This window comes from Amycolatopsis orientalis DSM 43388, assembly GCF_000411975.1.
Taxonomy (GTDB): Bacteria; Actinomycetota; Actinomycetes; order Mycobacteriales; family Pseudonocardiaceae; genus Amycolatopsis; species Amycolatopsis orientalis_D.
Genome location: NZ_ASXG01000036.1, coordinates 1 through 17,792, shown reverse-complemented (window position 1 = coordinate 17,792; position 17,792 = coordinate 1). Strand labels below are relative to the sequence as shown.

General features: G+C 69.7%; 15 protein-coding genes and 1 riboswitch. Of the genes, 12 read left to right on the top strand and 3 right to left on the bottom strand.

Going from position 1 to position 17,792, the window contains the following annotated elements:
• Nucleotides 1-135 precede the first annotated feature (135 nt).
• Nucleotides 136-1,629 carry a nitrilase-related carbon-nitrogen hydrolase gene (locus L942_RS06400; RefSeq protein WP_051165761.1) on the bottom strand — a complete coding sequence of 498 codons (1,494 nt, stop codon included), beginning with the start codon at nt 1,627-1,629 and terminating at the stop codon, nt 136-138.
• Nucleotides 1,613-2,194, bottom strand: coding sequence for a TetR/AcrR family transcriptional regulator (locus L942_RS06395; protein ID WP_037356120.1), 582 nt, complete (start codon nt 2,192-2,194; stop codon nt 1,613-1,615). The genes L942_RS06400 and L942_RS06395 overlap by 17 nt, the downstream gene beginning before the upstream one ends.
• Before the next feature lie 162 nt (nt 2,195-2,356).
• Here L942_RS06395 and L942_RS06390 point away from each other — a divergent pair, with 162 nt between their 5' ends.
• Nucleotides 2,357-2,680, top strand: coding sequence for a PadR family transcriptional regulator (locus tag L942_RS06390; protein WP_037356117.1), 324 nt, complete (start codon nt 2,357-2,359; stop codon nt 2,678-2,680).
• Between the two features lie 44 nt (nt 2,681-2,724).
• Entirely contained in the window at nt 2,725-3,957 is a 1,233-nt protein-coding gene (locus L942_RS06385) for an HAAS signaling domain-containing protein (protein WP_037356114.1), read from the top strand.
• A 410-nt stretch (nt 3,958-4,367) separates the two neighbouring features.
• Here the strand turns inward: L942_RS06385 and L942_RS06380 are convergent, their stop codons facing one another.
• Nucleotides 4,368-4,889, bottom strand: a complete 522-nt coding sequence (locus L942_RS06380; protein ID WP_037356111.1) for a general stress protein — start codon at nt 4,887-4,889, stop codon at nt 4,368-4,370.
• Between the two features lie 238 nt (nt 4,890-5,127).
• Between L942_RS06380 and L942_RS06375 the strand changes: the two genes are divergently transcribed.
• The 10 genes from L942_RS06375 (at nt 5,128) to L942_RS06330 (ending at nt 17,722) form a co-directional block, all read left to right on the top strand.
• A complete protein-coding gene (locus tag L942_RS06375) occupies nt 5,128-6,492 on the top strand; it encodes a glutamine synthetase family protein (RefSeq protein ID WP_200862718.1) in 1,365 nt (454 codons plus the stop codon).
• Nucleotides 6,473-7,186: a gamma-glutamyl-gamma-aminobutyrate hydrolase family protein gene (locus L942_RS06370; RefSeq protein ID WP_037356105.1), complete on the top strand. Its 714-nt coding sequence runs from the start codon at nt 6,473-6,475 to the stop codon at nt 7,184-7,186. Before L942_RS06375 ends, L942_RS06370 begins: the two co-directional genes overlap by 20 nt.
• Nucleotides 7,183-8,547 carry an aldehyde dehydrogenase family protein gene (locus tag L942_RS06365; protein ID WP_037356102.1) on the top strand — a complete coding sequence of 455 codons (1,365 nt, stop codon included), beginning with the start codon at nt 7,183-7,185 and terminating at the stop codon, nt 8,545-8,547. Before L942_RS06370 ends, L942_RS06365 begins: the two co-directional genes overlap by 4 nt.
• 5 nt (nt 8,548-8,552) lie before the next feature.
• The gene (locus L942_RS06360) at nt 8,553-9,320 is read left to right on the top strand and encodes a 3-oxoacyl-ACP reductase (protein ID WP_037356167.1); all 768 of its coding nucleotides are present in this window, start codon (nt 8,553-8,555) and stop codon (nt 9,318-9,320) included.
• Nucleotides 9,321-9,563: 243 nt separating this feature from the next.
• Nucleotides 9,564-9,665: riboswitch (glycine riboswitch) on the top strand.
• A gap of 43 nt (nt 9,666-9,708) precedes the next feature.
• Nucleotides 9,709-12,540 (top strand): aminomethyl-transferring glycine dehydrogenase, encoded by a 2,832-nt coding sequence (gcvP, locus tag L942_RS06355; RefSeq protein ID WP_037356164.1) that lies wholly within the window; start codon nt 9,709-9,711, stop codon nt 12,538-12,540.
• A gap of 32 nt (nt 12,541-12,572) precedes the next feature.
• Nucleotides 12,573-13,661: a glycine cleavage system aminomethyltransferase GcvT gene (gene gcvT, locus L942_RS06350; protein WP_037356099.1), complete on the top strand. Its 1,089-nt coding sequence runs from the start codon at nt 12,573-12,575 to the stop codon at nt 13,659-13,661.
• Nucleotides 13,662-13,676: 15 nt separating this feature from the next.
• Nucleotides 13,677-14,054, top strand: a complete 378-nt coding sequence (gcvH, locus tag L942_RS06345) for a glycine cleavage system protein GcvH (protein WP_037356097.1) — start codon at nt 13,677-13,679, stop codon at nt 14,052-14,054.
• Nucleotides 14,054-15,331 (top strand): serine hydroxymethyltransferase, encoded by a 1,278-nt coding sequence (glyA, locus tag L942_RS06340; protein WP_037356094.1) that lies wholly within the window; start codon nt 14,054-14,056, stop codon nt 15,329-15,331. Before gcvH ends, glyA begins: the two co-directional genes overlap by 1 nt.
• A complete protein-coding gene (gene lipA / locus L942_RS06335) occupies nt 15,328-16,332 on the top strand; it encodes a lipoyl synthase (protein ID WP_037356091.1) in 1,005 nt (334 codons plus the stop codon). Before glyA ends, lipA begins: the two co-directional genes overlap by 4 nt.
• Nucleotides 16,333-16,348: 16 nt before the next feature.
• Nucleotides 16,349-17,722: an L-serine ammonia-lyase gene (locus tag L942_RS06330; protein ID WP_037356088.1), complete on the top strand. Its 1,374-nt coding sequence runs from the start codon at nt 16,349-16,351 to the stop codon at nt 17,720-17,722.
• Nucleotides 17,723-17,792 lie beyond the last annotated feature (70 nt).

The following is a 17,792-nucleotide window of genomic DNA, read 5'->3' as shown; positions in this document are numbered from 1 at the left end:
GGGCTGCGTTGGGGCGGCTCGTCGCCTGGCGGCGACATTGCGCCCGGATGAGGTGCGTAGGCACCCCGAAGCTTGATTGTGCTGACGGTCTGAGGGTGGTTGTCAAGGCGGGAAAGCGTGCCTTGACAACCACCCTCAGACCGCAGTTTGGCTTCGTACCGGGGTGCGGGGGTGGTGTGGGTGCCTGGTTGGGTTGGGTGTGCGGAGTCGAGTGAAGACCAAGCCGGACAATGTGATCAGTAGTGAGAGCCAGGCGAACCAGTCGCCGAAGTGGGTGTGGAGGGTTTGGCCGGGGCCTGCCGGGATGTCGGCGACCACTGTGGTGAACGGGGCTGGGCCGCCGGTGTGGGCTTCGCCTAGGACGCGTCCATAGCCGTCGGAGAGCATCAGGCTGCCGTTCGCGTCGGACAGCGCGATTGACTGTCCGCTTTCGACGCCCCGGAGCAGCGCGTTGCGGGTGTGCTGCCAGCCGCCCTCGTCGTTGCTGTCCGGTGGGACCGCCAATTCCGCTGGGACGGCGAGGATCCGCGAACCGGCGGCGGCGTAGTCGCGGCTGGGGGAGGCGAAGGTCGTGTCGCCGCAGATCACCACGCCGGTCGGGACCGTCGCGCCGGGCACGAACACCAGGTCCCGGCCGGGCGGGCTCACCAGGTCGCGGTGTTTCAGGTACCGAGCGGGTGCCGAGCCGTCCGCGGGGAAGACCAGGGCGTAGTCGTAATTGTGTTTGCCGGGCCGGTCGTAGTACTCGAAACCGACCACGAGCGCGGCTCCTCGGGCCTTGGCTGCGTGCCGCATCGGTTCGACGAGTGCGGCGGGCCATTCCTGTTCGGCGCTGAAAGCGGCTTCGGGTAATACGACGAGCTGAACGCCGTCCGGCAGGCCGGAAATCTGGTCGAGGTAACCCTGCACCACAGCGCGGCCGCTCGCGGTGCCGAGTTCAGGACCCCAGTGGTAGCCGGCGTTTTGCGTGATCGCGGCCATCCGCACCGACGGGCCGCCGGTACCGGAAAGCCGCAGGGCACCGCCGCCGAGGGACAACGCCACGATGACCGCGGCGACGACCCCGGTGCGCAGCCGGGAAGCTCCGGGCGCGCACAGGGCGGCGACCGCACAGGCGGGCAGCAGCACCAAAAACTCCACGCCCCACATTCCGGCCCACGAAGCGGTTTGCAGCACGAGGGGCGCGTCGCCCTGGTCGTTGGCCAGGGAACCCATCATGCCCATCGGGTTCGCGATGGCGATCAGATACAGGAGCGCCGTCCACGCCGCCGGTGCGGCCAGGCTGGCCAACAACGTCCGGCGGCGGCGCACCAACGCCCAGAAGAGCCAGACCGCGAACGTGAAGGCCAAAGACGTCCCGATGTCGATGGCGGCACCGAACGGCCACAGCGGTTCGTCGCCGGAATGCGCTTGATAGGCCCACATGTTCGCGGTGCCGAGCAGGAACGCGCCGAACGCGGTGCTCGCGGCGGTCCAGCCGCCGACGCGGGTCGCCAGCAGCAGCACGGGAAACGGCGCGAGCCAGGTCAGGACGGCGATCGGCGAGAGTCCGGTGCCGAAGTAGAAGAGCACTGCCGAGGACAACAGCGCGGCCGGGATCTGCCAGCGGGCATTACCTGCTGAGGCCATCGAAAATCCTCCGGGAAGTGCGCCGGCACAGCGCGCGGAACTCGGGTTCCGCCGCCCCCATCCGGCCGGCGAGGTAGTGCAGCACCATGCCTTGCGTCTGGGTGCTGACGGTCAGCGCGGCTTCCAGTGGATCGTCCTCGCGCAGCACGCCGTCGCGCATGCCTTCTTCGATCAGCCGGACCAGCGCGGTGAAGGGCGGCGAACCGGGTTCGCGGAAACCGTCCGGGTACAGCCGGGCCCGCGCCCAGCCGTCGGTCATCAGGAAGCGGTACAGATGCGGCTGGCCGAGCGCGAAATCCAGGAACCGGTCCAGCAGCGCGTCGAAGCGGTCGAGCCACGCGCCGTCCGGGGCCGGGTCCTTCCACGCCGCGCCCAGTTCACGGCCGACGGCATCGGCGACCGCGCGCAGCAGGACCTCGCGGTTCTCGTAATGCCGATAGATCGCCATCGCGGTGACCCCGGCGGCTTCGGCGACCCGGCGCATGCTGACCGCCGCGGCGCCCTCGGCGGCGATGATCTCGCGCGCCGCCGAGACGAGCCGTTCGGCAGTCGGAATCCCGGCCATGTCTACACTGTAGACCAGCTTGTCTACACCGTATACCTCTCGCTGTTTGTACCGCTCTGAGCTGGGAAAATGGGCAGCGATTCCTCCGGATGGCCGCTCGCGGTACGCACTACTGCGCTATGCGTGGTACCTTCTGTCGCGCAGGACCGGGGAAGGAACGCCGTGGAGATCAGTCAGCTGCTCAAGGGAGTGCTGGACCTGGCGGTCCTCGCGGTGCTGCGCGACGACGACGGGTACGGCTACGACGTGCTCCGAAGACTTCGCGTCGCCGGCCTGGAGGAGGTCGGGGACGCATCGGTGTACGGCACGCTGCGACGGCTGTACAAGGCGGGGTTGCTGACGTCCTATGTGGTTCCGAGCGAAGAAGGCCCGCACCGCAAGTACTACAGCTTGAACGACCGGGGCCGGGCGCGGCTCGCCGAATCGGCGCGCACGTGGCACAGCTTCGCGTCCACTATGGACAGTTTGGTGAAAGAGCGGGCCTGACCGCGCGGGCGGGCGGAACGCGGCACGAATCGGGGAGAGGCAGCATGAGCACGGACAAGCCGACGGCCGCGCGGACGTACCTGGCGAGGGTGCGCACCGCGCTCGCGGATCTGCCCGCGAACGAGATCGAGGAACTGCTCGAGGACGTCCGGCCGCAGCTGGCCGAGATGGAGGCGGAAGCCGGAGCGGCGGCGCGGGTCGAGGACCTCGTCGCGCGGCTCGGCACGCCGGAGAGCTACGCGGCCGAACTGCGGGCGTCCGGCGGCTACCCGCCGGCTCCGGAGACTCCGGAAACGCCGACCGAGGTCGTGGCCACGGTCAACCCGGGCCGGCTCGGACCGCGGCTTGCCTTGTGGGGCTTGCTGTTCTGCGCGGCGGGGGCGGCGCTGGTCGCGTTCTACACCGCGGTGCGTTTCGACGCGAAGGAACTGGCCGGGATGCTCGTGCTGGCCCCGGTGTTCGCGGTCAGCGTGGCCTTCCTGCTGCTGCGCGGGGTCGAGGCGATCCGGGACCTGCCGGAGGTGGCCCGCGCCCGGGCGATGGTGAAGTCGATGCGGGAGGACCGGTCGGCCGACCGGGTGCTCGCCTATCTCAATTCGCTGAAGCCGGCGTGGTGGGTGGTCTGCGGGGTCGCGCTGCTGGCCTTCGGGCTGCTGCTGATGATCCGGAACCTGCACGCGATCCTGCTGCTGCCGGTGCTGCTCGTCGGCGCGGGCCTGGTGATGTGGGCGGGGCCGCGGACCAAGGCCGACGGCCGGATGCTGTGGATCGCGGTGCCGGTGTCGGCGTTCGTGGCGGGCAGCGCGTTCGGCGGCCTCGGCGCGGCGGTCAACCTGGTCCGGGACCGCACGTACTCGTCGAACTCCGCCCCGGCGTACGCGTCGTCGACGTACGAGGACATCCACGGCAACGAGGCGTTGCGCTACGGCTCGCACGAACTGACCAACCTGTACGTCTTCGACGCGAACGGCAAACCGCTCGAGAACGTCTACCTGTACGACGACCGCGGCCGCCCGATCACGATCACGCGCTACGGCTGCGAGAAGGACACCGGGACGAGCCAGATGACCGGGCAGGACAACCAGTTCCCGCGCCCGAAGGTCGTCGAGGGAGTGCAGGATGACCGCGGGAACGTCAACGGCTACAACGGTTATCGCGGGTATTGCCGGGAAGACTCGGGGGTGCCGTTCGCGGCGGTGATCCCGAAGGCCCCGGCGACGTCGGGGACCTCTGCGACGCCGGTTCCGCCGACGAAGCCTGCGCAGCCGACGAAGTAGACGGGCGCCTCGTGCGGGTGGATTCCGGTGAGAACCGGCGCAAGCGCTCACGAGGCCCGGCCCGTGCCTCGATTTCCTCGCTGCCGGACCGCACGCTCGGGCCGCTGCCGGGCAGGTCCAGGTGACGCCGAGGGCTTGGATCACCGGAGCCGGGTCCGGCGGGTCAGCCAGGTCCAGCGAGAAGGACGGCGCGCGAGTTGGGGCCGGATTCGGCTGGATTGGCGGCGGGCCGCGGTGAAGTCGCGGAGCTCGAAACGGGTCCTGTTCGGCCGGGACGCGGCGGCGCGGGGCCCGCACCGCTGCCCGGCCTCGGAGCGTGCAACCGGGCCAGTCGCGCCGCGAGGCCCTGGAACGCAAACCGGGCGCCCGGGCCGCGAACGGTCCGGGCGCCGGGAGGCGAGCGCCGGAACTCAGTGGTTGAACGCGGAGCGCGCCGCCAGGTCCGCCAGCAGCTGGCGGCCCTTCTCTGCGTTGCGCGGCTGCGACAGCACGTCGTAGCGCTGCGCGACCAGCTGGCTCTGCGAGATGAACCCGCGCTTGTTGCGGTTCGCCGCGTAGCCCAGCGCGCCGAAAGCCACGTTGAACACCACACCGGCGGCCAGGCCGAGCACGATCGACAGCAGCCCGGCGGCCGGGTTGAGCATGCTCAGCACCAGGCCCAGGAACAGGCCGAACACCGCGCCGGACATGGCCGCGCTGCTCAGCATCCGGCCCCAGCTCATCTTGCCCGCGATGCGCTCCACCAGCATCGGCTGAACGCCGACGATCGTGACGTCGGTAACCGGGAAATCAGCGTGCGCGAGGTGGTCGACGGCCTGCTGGGCCTGTTCGTAGGACTCGTACGACCCGATCGGCCACCCGGTGGGCATCGTCGGGAGCTGCGGCCGCGCCTGCTGCTGGCTGAACGTGGTCTGCGTGAATGCTTCAGTCATCCCTCTCACCTCTCTTGCCCGGTCCAACGCACGAGGCGGCGGTTTTGGTCCCGGACGCACCGGATTCACAGTATCTTCTCAGCCGGGCAACCCGGACATAGCAGGCACCGCGCGGGGGAGGTCGGTCGAGCGGGCATTTAAAGGTCTAAAAAAATACCTTTCAGTGGATTGACCCGGACCCGGCCACCCGGTAGGAAGAAGCCGCAAAGGACCTGATCCGAACCTTTGGGGCGATGCGATGGCGGCCAGGCGAGGAATGCTCACGCTCGAAGATCTCCGCGAACGGGTGACGGCGGGCACGATCGACACGGTGCTCGTCGCCCTCACCGACATGCAGGGGCGGCTCCAGGGCAAGCGCTGCTCGGCGGAGTACTTCCTCGAAGAAGTGGCCGCCCACGCGACCGAGGCGTGCAACTACCTGCTCGCGGTGGACGTCGACATGAACACCGTCGACGGTTACGCCATGTCGTCCTGGCAGAGCGGCTACGGCGACTTCGTGCTCCGGCCGGATTTCGCGACGCTGCGGGAGATTCCGTGGCAGGAGGGCACCGCGCTGGTGCTCGCGGACGTCGAGCGCGTGCAGGGCGGCCCGGTTTCCGTTTCGCCGCGCCAGGTGCTGCGCCGCCAGCTCGACCGGCTCGCCGAGCACGGCCTGAAGGCGTATGCGGGCACCGAACTCGAGTTCATCGTGTTCGAAGACTCCTACGAGTCCGCCTGGGACAAGCGCTACCACGACCTCAAACCGTCCAATCAGTACAACGTCGACTACTCCATGCTCGGCACCGCGCGCATCGAGCCGCTGCTGCGCCGGATCCGCAACGAGATGGCCGGTGCGGGGCTGTATCCGGAGTCGGCGAAGGGCGAGTGCAACCCGGGGCAGCACGAGATCGCCTTCCGGTACGCCGAAGCGCTCACGACCTGCGACAACCACGGCATCTACAAGAACGGTGCGAAGGAGATCGCCGCGCAGGAGGGCAAGAGCCTCACGTTCATGGCGAAGTACAACGAACGCGAGGGCAACTCCTGCCACATCCACCTGAGCCTGCGCGGCAAGTCCGGCGAAGCGGTGCTTCCCGGCGACGGCGAACACGGCTTCTCGAAGCTGATGCAGCACTTCCTCGCTGGACAACTGGAAGCGTTGCGCGAGCTGACGTACTTCTTCGCCCCGAACATCAACTCCTACAAGCGTTACGTCCCTGGCAGCTTCGCGCCGACAGCGATCGCGTGGGGCACGGACAATCGTACGTGCGCGCTGCGCGTTGTCGGACACGGTGACGGGTTGCGCGTCGAGAACCGCGTACCCGGCGGAGACGTGAACCCGTACCTCGCGGTCGCCGCGATGGTCGCCGCTGGGCTGTACGGCATCGAGAACGAGCTGCCGTTGGAGCCAGAGTTCGTAGGCAACGCGTACGAGTCCGACAAACCCACTGTGCCCGTCACGCTCACCGAAGCGGCTGAGGCCCTCCAAGGCAGCCGTATCGCGCGAGATGCCTTCGGTGCCGATGTAGTTGACCATTACCTCAACGCCGCGCGGATCGAGCGCGAAGCGTACGAGCGAGCTGTGACCGATTGGGAGCGCATCCGTGGTTTCGAACGACTCTGACCCACCCGTCATCGGCCTCAGCACCTATTCGGAACAGGCAAAGTTCTTGGCCTGGGACACCGAAGCAACGCTGCTGCACCGGGTGTACGCGGATTGCGTGGTCAAGGCGGGCGGGATTCCGGTGCTGTTGCCGCCCGTAAGCACGAAGTACGACGCGCTCGTGCGGCGCATCGACGGTCTTGTGCTCACCGGCGGCGCGGACGTCGAACCCAGCCGCTACGACCAAGAGCCGCACCCGGCGACATACATCCGCCCGGAGCGCGACGCGTTCGAGTTCGGCCTCTTCGCGGCGGCGCGCGCGGCCGGGAAGCCGGTGCTCGGCGTGTGCCGCGGGCTGCAGGTGATGAGCGTCGCGCTGGGCGGCACGCTCTCGCAGCACCTGCCGGAAACCCTGGGCGACGCAACGCATCAGCCGGCCCCGGCGACCTTCGGCACCAGCACGGTGACGCTGGTCGACGGCACGCGGGCGGCAGCGATTCTGGGCCAGGAAACGAAAGTCCAGTGTTACCACCATCAGGCGATCGACCGGCTCGGCTCCGGCTTGGTCGCGTCCGGCCACGCGGCCGACGGCACGGTCGAGGCCGCCGAGCTGCCAGGGGAGTTCGTGCTCGGCGTGCAGTGGCATCCGGAGCAGGACGGCGACGACGTCCGGCTGTTCGCCGCGCTGGTGAACGCCGCGCAGGAGGGGAAATGACGACGTTCGAGGTGCGCAACCCGGCGACCGCGGAAGTGGTGCGCGAGGTCGAGCTGACCAGCGAGGCGGAGACCGACGCCGCGATCGCCCGCGCGCACGCCGCGTTCCCGGCGTGGCGGGCGGTCGCCCCGGGCGATCGGGCGAGGCTGCTGCGCCGGTTCGCGGACGCGGTCGACGCGGACATCGAGCACCTCGCCCGGCTGGAGGTCGAGAACTCCGGGCACACCATCGGCAACGCTCGCTGGGAAGCGGGCAACGTGCGCGACCTGCTCGAATACTCCGCCGGCGCTCCGGAGCGGCTGCTGGGCAAGCAGATCCCGGTCGACGGCGGCGTCAACGTGACCTTCCACGAGCCGCTGGGCGTCGTCGGCGTGATCGTGCCCTGGAACTTCCCGATGCCGATCGCGGGCTGGGGCTTCGCGCCGGCGCTCGCGGCGGGCAACCCGGTCGTGCTCAAACCCGCCGAACTGACGCCGCTCACCGCGCTGCGGCTGGCCGAACTCGCCCGCGAGGCGGGCATCCCCGAGGACGTCTTCCAGGTGCTGCCGGGCAAGGGATCCGTTGTCGGGCAACGGTTTGTCACGCATCCGGCGGTGCGCAAGGTCGTGTTCACCGGCTCGACCGAGGTCGGCAAGCAGGTGATGGCGGGCTGCGCGGCGCAGGTGAAGCGGGTGACGCTGGAGCTGGGCGGCAAGAACGCCAACATCGTGTTCGCCGACGCCGACCTGGAGAAGGCCGCCGCGACCGCGCCGTACGGGGTGTTCGACAACGCGGGCCAGGACTGCTGCGCGCGGTCGCTGATCCTGGTGCAGGACACCGTTTACGACCGTTTTCTCGAGCTGCTGGAACCCGCCGTGCAAGGCGTGGTCGTCGGCGATCCGGGCGACGAGGCGACCGAGATGGGCCCGCTGATTTCCGCGGACCACCACGCCAAAGTCTCCTCCTACGTCACCGAACGGACGCCGGTCGCCTTCCGCGGCAGCGCGCCGTCCGGGCCGGGCTACTGGTTCGCGCCGACCGTCGTGCTCCCGCCGGGCCTGGACGATCCGCTGGCCCGCGACGAGATCTTCGGCCCGGTCGTCGCGGTGGTCCGCTTCCGGGACGAAGCCGAGGCGGTGCGGATGGCCAACGACACCGAATACGGCCTGTCCGGCTCGATCTGGACCCGCGACGTCGGCCGCGCCTTCCGGGTCGCGCGCGGCGTCGAATCCGGGAACCTGTCGGTGAATTCGCACTCCTCGGTCCGGTACTGGACCCCCTTCGGCGGCTTCAAGCAGTCCGGCCTCGGCCGCGAACTGGGCCCGGACGCCGCGGCCGCTTTCACCGAGACGAAGAACGTTTTCCTGAGCACGGAGGAATGAACCAGATGGTGCAGCGTTTCGACGGCCGCGTCGCGGTGATCACCGGCGGCGCGAGCGGCATCGGCCTCGCCACCGCCAAACGCCTGGCGAGCGAGGGCGCGAAGGTGGTGATCGGCGACATCACGCCGGAGGAGGGCAAGGCCGCGGCCGACGCGGTCGGCGGTGCCTTCGTCCAGGTCGACGTCACCGACGCGGACCAGGTCGAGGCCCTTTTCCAGACGACGGTCGACGAGTTCGGCGCGGTCGACGTCGCGTTCAACAACGCGGGCATCTCGCCGCCAGAAGACGATTCGATCCTGACCACCGGCATCGAAGCCTGGGAGAAGGTGCAGCGGGTCAACCTGACCTCGGTGTACCTGTGCTGCAAGGCCGTCCTGCCGCACATGCAGCGCCAGGGCCGCGGTTCGATCGTGAACACCGCGTCGTTCGTGGCGGTGATGGGGGCCGCGACGTCGCAGATTTCTTACACCGCTTCGAAAGGCGGCGTGCTCGCCATGACCCGCGAGCTGGGCGTGCAGTTCGCGCGCGAAAACATCCGGGTCAACGCGCTGTGCCCGGGGCCGGTCAACACGCCGCTGCTGAAGGAACTGTTCGCGAAGGACCCGGAGCGCGCGGCCCGGCGGCTGGTGCACGTCCCGGTCGGGCGCTTCGCCGAGCCGGAGGAGATCGCCGCCGCGGTGGCCTTCCTGGCGAGCGACGACGCCAGCTTCATCACCGCCGCGCAGTTCCTCGTCGACGGCGGCATCTCCGGTGCCTACGTAACGCCGCTGTGACTGTCCGTGAAGGGCTCCTTGCGGGAATCTAATTCCCTCAAGGAGTCCTTCACGGACCTTCGGCAAGGCGGTGTGGCGTACACCTGGCGCGCTAGACTGGCGCGTGAAGCGGCAGGTAAGGTGGCCGCACCCACAATTGAACACAGGGCCGTTCGAGCCGGAGCGGGAGAGTCCCATGCGAGCAGTGGGACACCGAAGGAGCAAACTCCCCGGAATCTCTCAGGTAACCGCTACCGCTTTCGGCGAGGCCACTCTGGAAAGCAGGCGCACCCGCGCCTCACCCAAGGTGAAAGCCGTGCCGAGCGCGCGGTGAAACTCTCAGGTGCCCATGACAGAGGGGGAGTTCCCAGTGCACCGCCGCGCCCGGTGCCCGTCCCGAGGAGCTCCCATCACCTCCACCCCCTTCGACACCCGCCACATCGGTCCCGGCGAGGCCGAGCGGGCGAAGATGCTCGCCGAATGCGGTTACGGAAGCCTGGACGCCCTCGTGGAAGCGGCGGTGCCGTCCGCCATCCGCACGGCCGGCGACCTGGCGCTTCCCGCGCCCGCGTCCGAGGAAGAGGCCACCGCGGAGCTGCGGGCGCTCGCCGCGCGCAACCGGCCGATGACGCAGATGATCGGCCTCGGCTACTCCGACACCGTCACGCCGGGCGTGATCCGCCGCAACGTGCTGGAGAACCCGGCCTGGTACACCGCGTACACGCCGTACCAGCCGGAGATCTCGCAGGGCCGGCTCGAAGCGCTGCTGAACTTCCAGACCGCGGTGTCCGACCTGACCGGGCTGGCGATCGCCAACGCCTCGATGCTCGACGAGTCCACCGCGGCCGCCGAGGCGATGACGCTGATGCGCCGCGCGTCGAAGTCGAAGTCCAATGTGGTCGTTCTCGACTCCGAGGTCCTTCCGCAGACCATCGAGGTCGTGCGGACGCGCGCCGCCGGTCTCGGCATCGACGTGCAGGTGCGCGACCTGCTCACCGGGCTGCCCGAGGAGTTCTTCGGCGTCATCGTGCAGTACCCGGGCGCGTCCGGCGTGCTGCGCGGCCGGCGCTTCTACCACGCGGTTTCCGAAGCGGCGAAGGCTGCGGGCGCGCTGTACACAGTCGCTGCCGACCTGCTGGCGCTTACCTTGATCGCCGCGCCTGGCGAGTTCGGCGCGGACGTCGCTGTCGGTTCGACGCAGCGCTTCGGCGTGCCACTGGGCTACGGCGGTCCGCACGCCGGCTACATGGCGGTGCGCTCCGGGCTGGAGCGGTCGCTGCCGGGCCGGCTCGTGGGCGTGTCCGTGGACGCGGACGGCAACACTGCGTACCGCCTCGCGCTGCAGACGCGCGAGCAGCACATCCGTCGCGAGAAGGCGACCTCCAACATCTGTACCGCGCAGGTGCTGCCCGCGGTGCTCGCGGCGATGTACGCGGTCTACCACGGTCCCGAGGGCCTGAAGGCGATCGCGACGCGGGTTCACGAGCTCGCGGCCGGTCTCGCGAACGCGCTGCGCTCTGGTGGGGTCGAAGTCGCGCACGAGGCTTTCTTCGACACTGTCGTCGCGAAGGCGCCTGGGCGAGCCGCTGAAGTGCATGCGGCTGCGCGCGAAGCGGGGATCAACCTCGGCCACATCGACGCCGACCACGTCCGCATCGCCTGCGACGAGGTCACGCGTCCGGACACGCTCGCGAAGGTGCTTCGCGCCTTCGGTGTCGACAGCGCGTGGGAAGCCGCGCAGGCGCTTCCGAACGGCCTCGCCCGCGAGAGTGGCTACCTGACGCACGAGGTGTTCAACTCGCACCGGTCCGAGACGTCGATGCTGCGCTACTTGCGCCGCCTCGCCGACCAGGACTTCGCGCTCGACCGCGGGATGATCCCGCTCGGCTCCTGCACGATGAAGCTCAACGCCACCACCGAAATGGAGCCGATCAGCTGGCGCGAGTTCGCGGGCATCCACCCGTTCGCGCCCGCCGAGGACGCCGAGGGCTACCACGAGCTGGTCCGCCAGCTCTCCGGCTGGCTGGCCGAGGTCACCGGCTACGACCAGGTGTCGCTGCAGCCGAACGCGGGCAGCCAGGGCGAACTCGCCGGGCTGCTGGCCATCCGCGCCTACCACCAGGCGAACGGCCAGCCCGAGCGCGACGTCTGCCTGATCCCGTCGTCCGCGCACGGCACCAACGCCGCGTCCGCGGTGCTCGCCGGGATGCGCGTGGTCGTGGTCAAGTGCACCGACGAAGGCAACGTCGACCTTGACGACCTGCAGTCCAAAGTGGACCAGCACCGCGCCGATCTCGCGGCGATCATGGTCACCTACCCGTCGACGCACGGCGTCTACGAGCACGGCATCGAGCGGCTCGCCAAGATCGTGCACGACGGCGGCGGCCAGGTGTACGTCGACGGCGCGAACCTCAACGCGCTGCTGGGCCTGGCGAAGCCGGGCGAGTTCGGCGGCGACGTCTCGCACCTGAACCTGCACAAGACGTTCTGCATCCCGCACGGCGGCGGCGGCCCCGGCGTCGGCCCGGTCGCGGCGCGCGAGCACCTCGCGCCGTACCTGCCGAACCACCCGCTGCTCGCGCAGGCCGGACCGGACACCGGCGTCGGCCCGATCAGCGGCGCGCCCTACGGCTCTGCGTCGATCCTGCCGATCTCCTGGGCGTACGTGCGGATGATGGGCGCGCCCGGGCTGACGGAGGCCACCAAGGTCGCGGTGCTCGCGGCCAACTACATCGCCGCCCGGCTCGCGCCGCACTACCCGGTGCTCTACACCGGCCAGGACGGCCTGGTCGCGCACGAGTGCATCCTCGACCTGCGCGGCATCACCAAGGAAACCGGCGTGACCGTGGACGACGTCGCGAAGCGGCTGATCGACTACGGCTTCCACGCGCCGACCATGTCCTTCCCGGTCGCGGGCACGCTCATGGTCGAGCCCACCGAGAGCGAGGACCTGGCCGAGATCGACCGGTTCTGCGAGGCGATGATCGCCATCCGGCACGAGATCGACGAGGTCGCCGCCGGTCGCTGGACCGCGGAGACGAGCCCGCTGCGCGGCGCGCCGCACACCGCGTCGTCGATCGCCGGCGAATGGACCGCGGACTACGACCGCGAGCTGGCGGTGTACCCGGTCGGCGTGGCGCGCAAGACGAAGTACTGGCCGCCGGTGCGGCGGATCGACGGCGCGCGCGGCGACCGCAACCTCGTCTGCTCCTGCCCGCCCCTCGACGCGTACGACGCGTGAGCGCTTCCGCTCGCGACAACGAAAGGCTTCCTGTGACGGAAACCCCCCTGCACCAGGTCCACCAGGATCTCGGCGCGCTGTTCACCGATTTCGCCGGCTGGTCGATGCCGGTGCGCTACGCCAGCGAACTGGCCGAGCACAAGGCCGTGCGCGAGGCGGCCGGGCTGTTCGACCTGTCGCACATGGCCGAGATCCACGTCCGCGGCGCGCAGGCCGCCGACGTGCTCGACTACGCGCTGGTCGGCAACCTGAGCGGCGTGAAGCCGGGCCGCGCCCGCTACACGATGATCTGCGACGCCGACGGCGGCGTGCTGGACGACCTGGTCGTCTACCGGCTCGCCGACGAGGAGTACCTGGTCGTGGCCAACGCGGGCAACGCCACCGTGGTCGCGGACGCGCTGGCCGAGCGGGTCGCCGGGTTCGACGCGGTGGTGGAGAACCGGTCCGCGGACACCGCGCTGATCGCGGTGCAGGGCCCGAAGGCGGTCGACGTGCTCGCCGCGGTGACCGACGCCGACCTCGTCGCGCTGAAGTACTACGCGAGCGTGCCCGCCGTCGTGAAGGGCATCGACGTGCTGCTGGCCCGCACGGGCTACACCGGCGAGGACGGCTTCGAGCTGTTCGTGCCCGCGGCGCAGGCCTCGGCGCTGTGGCAGCTGCTGACCGAGGCCGGGCAGGAGCACGGCTTGGTCCCGTGCGGGCTCGCCTGCCGCGACACGCTGCGGCTGGAAGCCGGAATGCCGTTGTACGGCAACGAACTCAGCCGCGAGCTGAACCCGTTCGCGGCCGGCCTCGGCCGGGTCGTGAAGTTCGAGAAGCCGGGCGACTTCGTGGGCCGCGCGGCCCTGGAGGAGCTGGCGAAGGCCGACGTCCCGCGGGTGCGGGTCGGCCTGCGCGGCACCGGGCGCCGCGCCCCGCGGCACGGGTACGCCGTGCTGTCCGGGGACGCCACTATCGGGGAGATCACCAGCGGCGCGCTGTCGCCGACGCTGGGCTATCCGATCGCCATGGCGTATGTAGACCGGGAGCACGCCGAGCCCGGCACCGCGCTGTCCGTCGACATCCGGGGCCGCGTCGAGCCGGTCGAGGTCGTCGCCCTGCCCTTCTACTCCCGAGCCTGAAAGGCCTGCCGAACCATGAGCATCCCCCAGAACCTGTCCTACACGAAGGAACACGAGTGGCTGTCGGTCTCCGACGGCGTCGCGACGGTGGGCATCACCGCGTTCGCGGCCAGCTCGCTCGGCGACATCGTGTTCGTGCAGCTGCCCGGCGTCGGCGACACGGTGACCGCGGGCGAGGTGTTCGGCGAGGTCGAGTCGACGAAATCGGTCAGCGAGCTGTACTCGCCGGTCAGCGGCGAGGTGGTGGCGGTGAACGAGGCCACATCGGACACCCCCGAGGTCATCAACTCCGACCCCTACACCGAAGGATGGCTGCTGCAGGTGCGGCTCTCGGGCGACGTCCCGGAGCTGCTCGACGCGTCCGCGTACGCCGAGCTGACCCAGGAGAACTGATGACCGCCCCGTTCGACGCCCATCTGTCCGAAGTGGACCCCGAGGTCGCCGCCGCGGTGGCCGCGGAACTGGACCGCCAGCAGTCGACGCTGGAAATGATCGCCTCGGAGAACTTCGCGCCGGTCGGCGTGCTCGAGGCGCAGGGCTCGGTGCTGACCAACAAGTACGCCGAGGGCTACCCGGGCCGCCGCTACTACGGCGGCTGCGAGCACGTCGACGTCGTCGAGCAGCTCGCGATCGACCGGGCCAAGGCGCTGTTCGGCGCGGAGCACGCGAACGTGCAGCCGCACTCGGGCGCGCAGGCCAACGCGGCGGCGATGTTCGCGGTGCTGAAGCCGGGCGACACGATCCTCGGCCTGGACCTCGCGCACGGCGGCCACCTGACGCACGGGATGAAGATCAACTTCTCCGGCAAGCTGTACAACGTGGTCGCCTACCACGTCGACAAGGAGACCGGGATCGTCGACCTCGCCGAGATCGAGCGGCTGGCGGTCGAGCACAAGCCGAAGCTGATCGTCGCCGGCTGGTCGGCCTACCCGCGCCAGCTCGACTTCGCCGAGTTCCGCCGGATCGCCGACCTGGTCGACGCGAAGCTGATGGTCGACATGGCGCACTTCGCCGGTCTCGTGGCCGCCGGGCTGCACCCGTCGCCGGTGCCGCACGCGGACATCGTCACGACGACCACGCACAAGACCCTCGGCGGCCCGCGCGGCGGCCTGATCCTGTGCCGCCAGGACCTGGCGAAGAAGATCAACTCGGCGGTGTTCCCCGGCCAGCAGGGCGGGCCGCTGGAGCACGTGATCGCGGCCAAGGCCGTGGCGCTGAAGATCGCCGCGACCGACGGGTTCCGCGAGCGCCAGGAGCGCACCCTGGAAGGCGCGAAGATCCTCGCCGACCGGCTGTCGCGCACCGACTGCGCCGAGGCGGGCGTCCGCGTCCTCACCGGCGGCACCGACGTGCACCTGGTGCTGGTCGACCTGGTGAACTCCCAGCTCAACGGCCAGGAGGCGGAGGACCGGCTGCACTCGGTCGGGATCACCGTCAACCGCAACGCGGTGCCGTTCGACCCGCGTCCGCCGATGGTCACCTCGGGCCTGCGGATCGGCACCCCGGCGCTGGCCACCCGCGGGTTCGGCGCCGACGACTTCGCCGAGGTCGCCGACATCATCGCCGAGACGCTGAAACCCGACTTCGACGAGGCCGCCCAGCAGGCGCTGCGGGGCCGCGTGGAGCTGCTGGCCAAGAAGCACCCGCTGTACGCGGACCTGAGCCGATGAGCGCGCAGCCCGAGGGGCGGAAGTTGTTGCGGCTTGAGGTGCGCAACAGTGAGACGCCGATTGAGCGGAAGCCGTCGTGGATCAAGACGCGGGTGCGGATGGGTCCGGAGTTCACCGAGCTCAAGGGCCTGGTGAAGCGCGAGGGCCTGCACACGGTCTGTGAAGAGGCGGGGTGTCCCAACATCTACGAGTGCTGGGAAGACCGCGAAGCCACCTTCCTGATCGGCGGGGATCAGTGCACGCGGCGCTGTGACTTCTGCCAGATCGACACCGGCAAACCCGCGGCGTTGGACCGGAGCGAGCCGCGGAAGGTCGCCGAGAGCGTGCAGGCGATGGGGTTGCGGTATTCGACGGTCACCGGCGTCGCTCGCGACGATCTGGCCGACGGTGGCGCCTGGTTGTATGCGGAGACGGTGCGGCAGATCCACGCGTTGAACCCCGGCACCGGTGTGGAGCTGTTGATCCCGGACTTCAACGCGGAGCCGGAGCAGCTGGCGGAGGTGTTCGGGTCGCGCCCGGAGGTGCTGGCGCACAACGTGGAGACGGTGCCGCGGATCTTCAAGCGGATCCGCCCCGGGTTCCGCTACGCCCGCTCGCTGGACGTCATCACGCAGGCGCGTGCGGCGGGGTTGGTGACGAAGTCGAACCTGATCCTGGGCATGGGGGAGACGCCGGAGGAGGTGTCGGCGGCGTTGCGGGATTTGTTCGACGCGGGGTGCGAGATCGTCACGATCACGCAGTACCTGCGGCCGTCGCCGCGGCATCATCCGGTGGACCGGTGGGTGAAGCCGGAGGAGTTCGTGGAGCACGCGAAAACCGCCGAGGCGATCGGGTTCCCGGGTGTCATGGCGGGGCCGCTGGTGCGGTCGTCGTATCGCGCGGGCCGGCTGTACGCGCAGACCAAGGCCCACCGGGGCGAGGAACTGCCGGAGAACCTCGCCCACCTCGCCGCCGAAGGACCGGCGGCCCAAGAAGCCAGCAGCCTGCTGGCGAGGAACTAAGAGAAGGGGCGGATCAATGGCGATCAGCGTCTTCGACCTTTTTTCGATCGGCATCGGGCCGTCGAGTTCGCACACGGTCGGCCCGATGCGGGCGGCCAAGACCTTTGTGGACGGTCTGGTCGAGGACGGCGTGCTGGACACGGTCGCGCGGGTGCGAGCCGAGTTGTTCGGCTCCCTCGGCGCGACCGGATTCGGGCACGGCAGCGACAAGGCGGTGCTGCTCGGGCTTTCCGGGGAGCGGCCGGAGGACATCGACACCGACACGGTGCCCGCCAAGGTGGCGGCGATCCGCGAGTCCGGGCGGCTGACGGTCGGCGGGACGCACGCGGTGGCGTTCGCCGAGGACACCGACCTGACGATGCACCGGCGGAAGTCCCTGCCCGCGCACCCCAACGGGATGGTGTTCCGGGCCTTCGCCGCCGACGGTTCGCTGCTGCGGGAGCGGACGTACTACTCGGTCGGCGGCGGGTTCGTGCGGGACGAGTCGTACGAGACCGATCCGGTGTTCGTGGAGGATTCCACGCCGGTGCCGTATCCGTTCCGCACCGGGGCGGACCTGCTGAAGCATTGCGCGGACACCGGGCTGCCGGTCAGCGAGATCATGCTGCGGAACGAGCTTTCCTGGCGCGGCCGCGAGGAAGTCCGGGACGGACTGCTGCAGATCTGGCAGGTGATGGCTGAGTGCGTGCGCAACGGGTACACGCACGAAGGCGTGCTGCCTGGCGGGTTGAAGGTGCCTCGGCGGGCCAAGTCCTTGCACGACAAGCTGCTCGCCGAAGACGGCGCGGACGATCCGTTGTACGCGATGGACTGGGTGAGCCTGTACGCGCTCGCGGTCAACGAGGAAAACGCCGCGGGCGGTCGCGTGGTCACCGCTCCGACGAATGGCGCGGCGGGGATCATTCCCGCGGTTTTGCACTACTACCAGCGGTTCGTGCGCGGAGCTTCGGACGACGGGATCGTGACGTTCCTGCTCACCGCGGGCGCGATCGGGTCGATCCTCAAGCAGACCGGCTCGATCTCGGGCGCGGAGGTCGGCTGCCAGGGCGAGGTCGGTTCGGCTTCGGCGATGGCGGCCGCCGGGCTGACCGAGGTCCTGGGCGGGTCGCCGGCGCAGGTGGAGAACGCGGCCGAGATCGGCGTCGAGCACCACCTCGGATTGACGTGCGACCCGGTGGGCGGGCTGGTGCAGATCCCGTGCATCGAGCGCAACGCGGTCGGCGCGTCGAAGGCGATCCACGCCGCGCGAATGGCGATGCGCGGCGACGGCAGCCACGTGGTGACGCTGGACAAGGCGATCAAGACCATGCGCGAGACCGGCGCGGACATGTCGGTGAAGTACAAGGAGACCGCGCGCGGCGGGTTGGCCGTGAACGTCATCGAGTGCTGATCTTCGGTCCGTGAAGGGCTCTTGGGGTCATGGGGTTGTTGCAACACCGTCTGGTTGGAGGGGGGTTGTG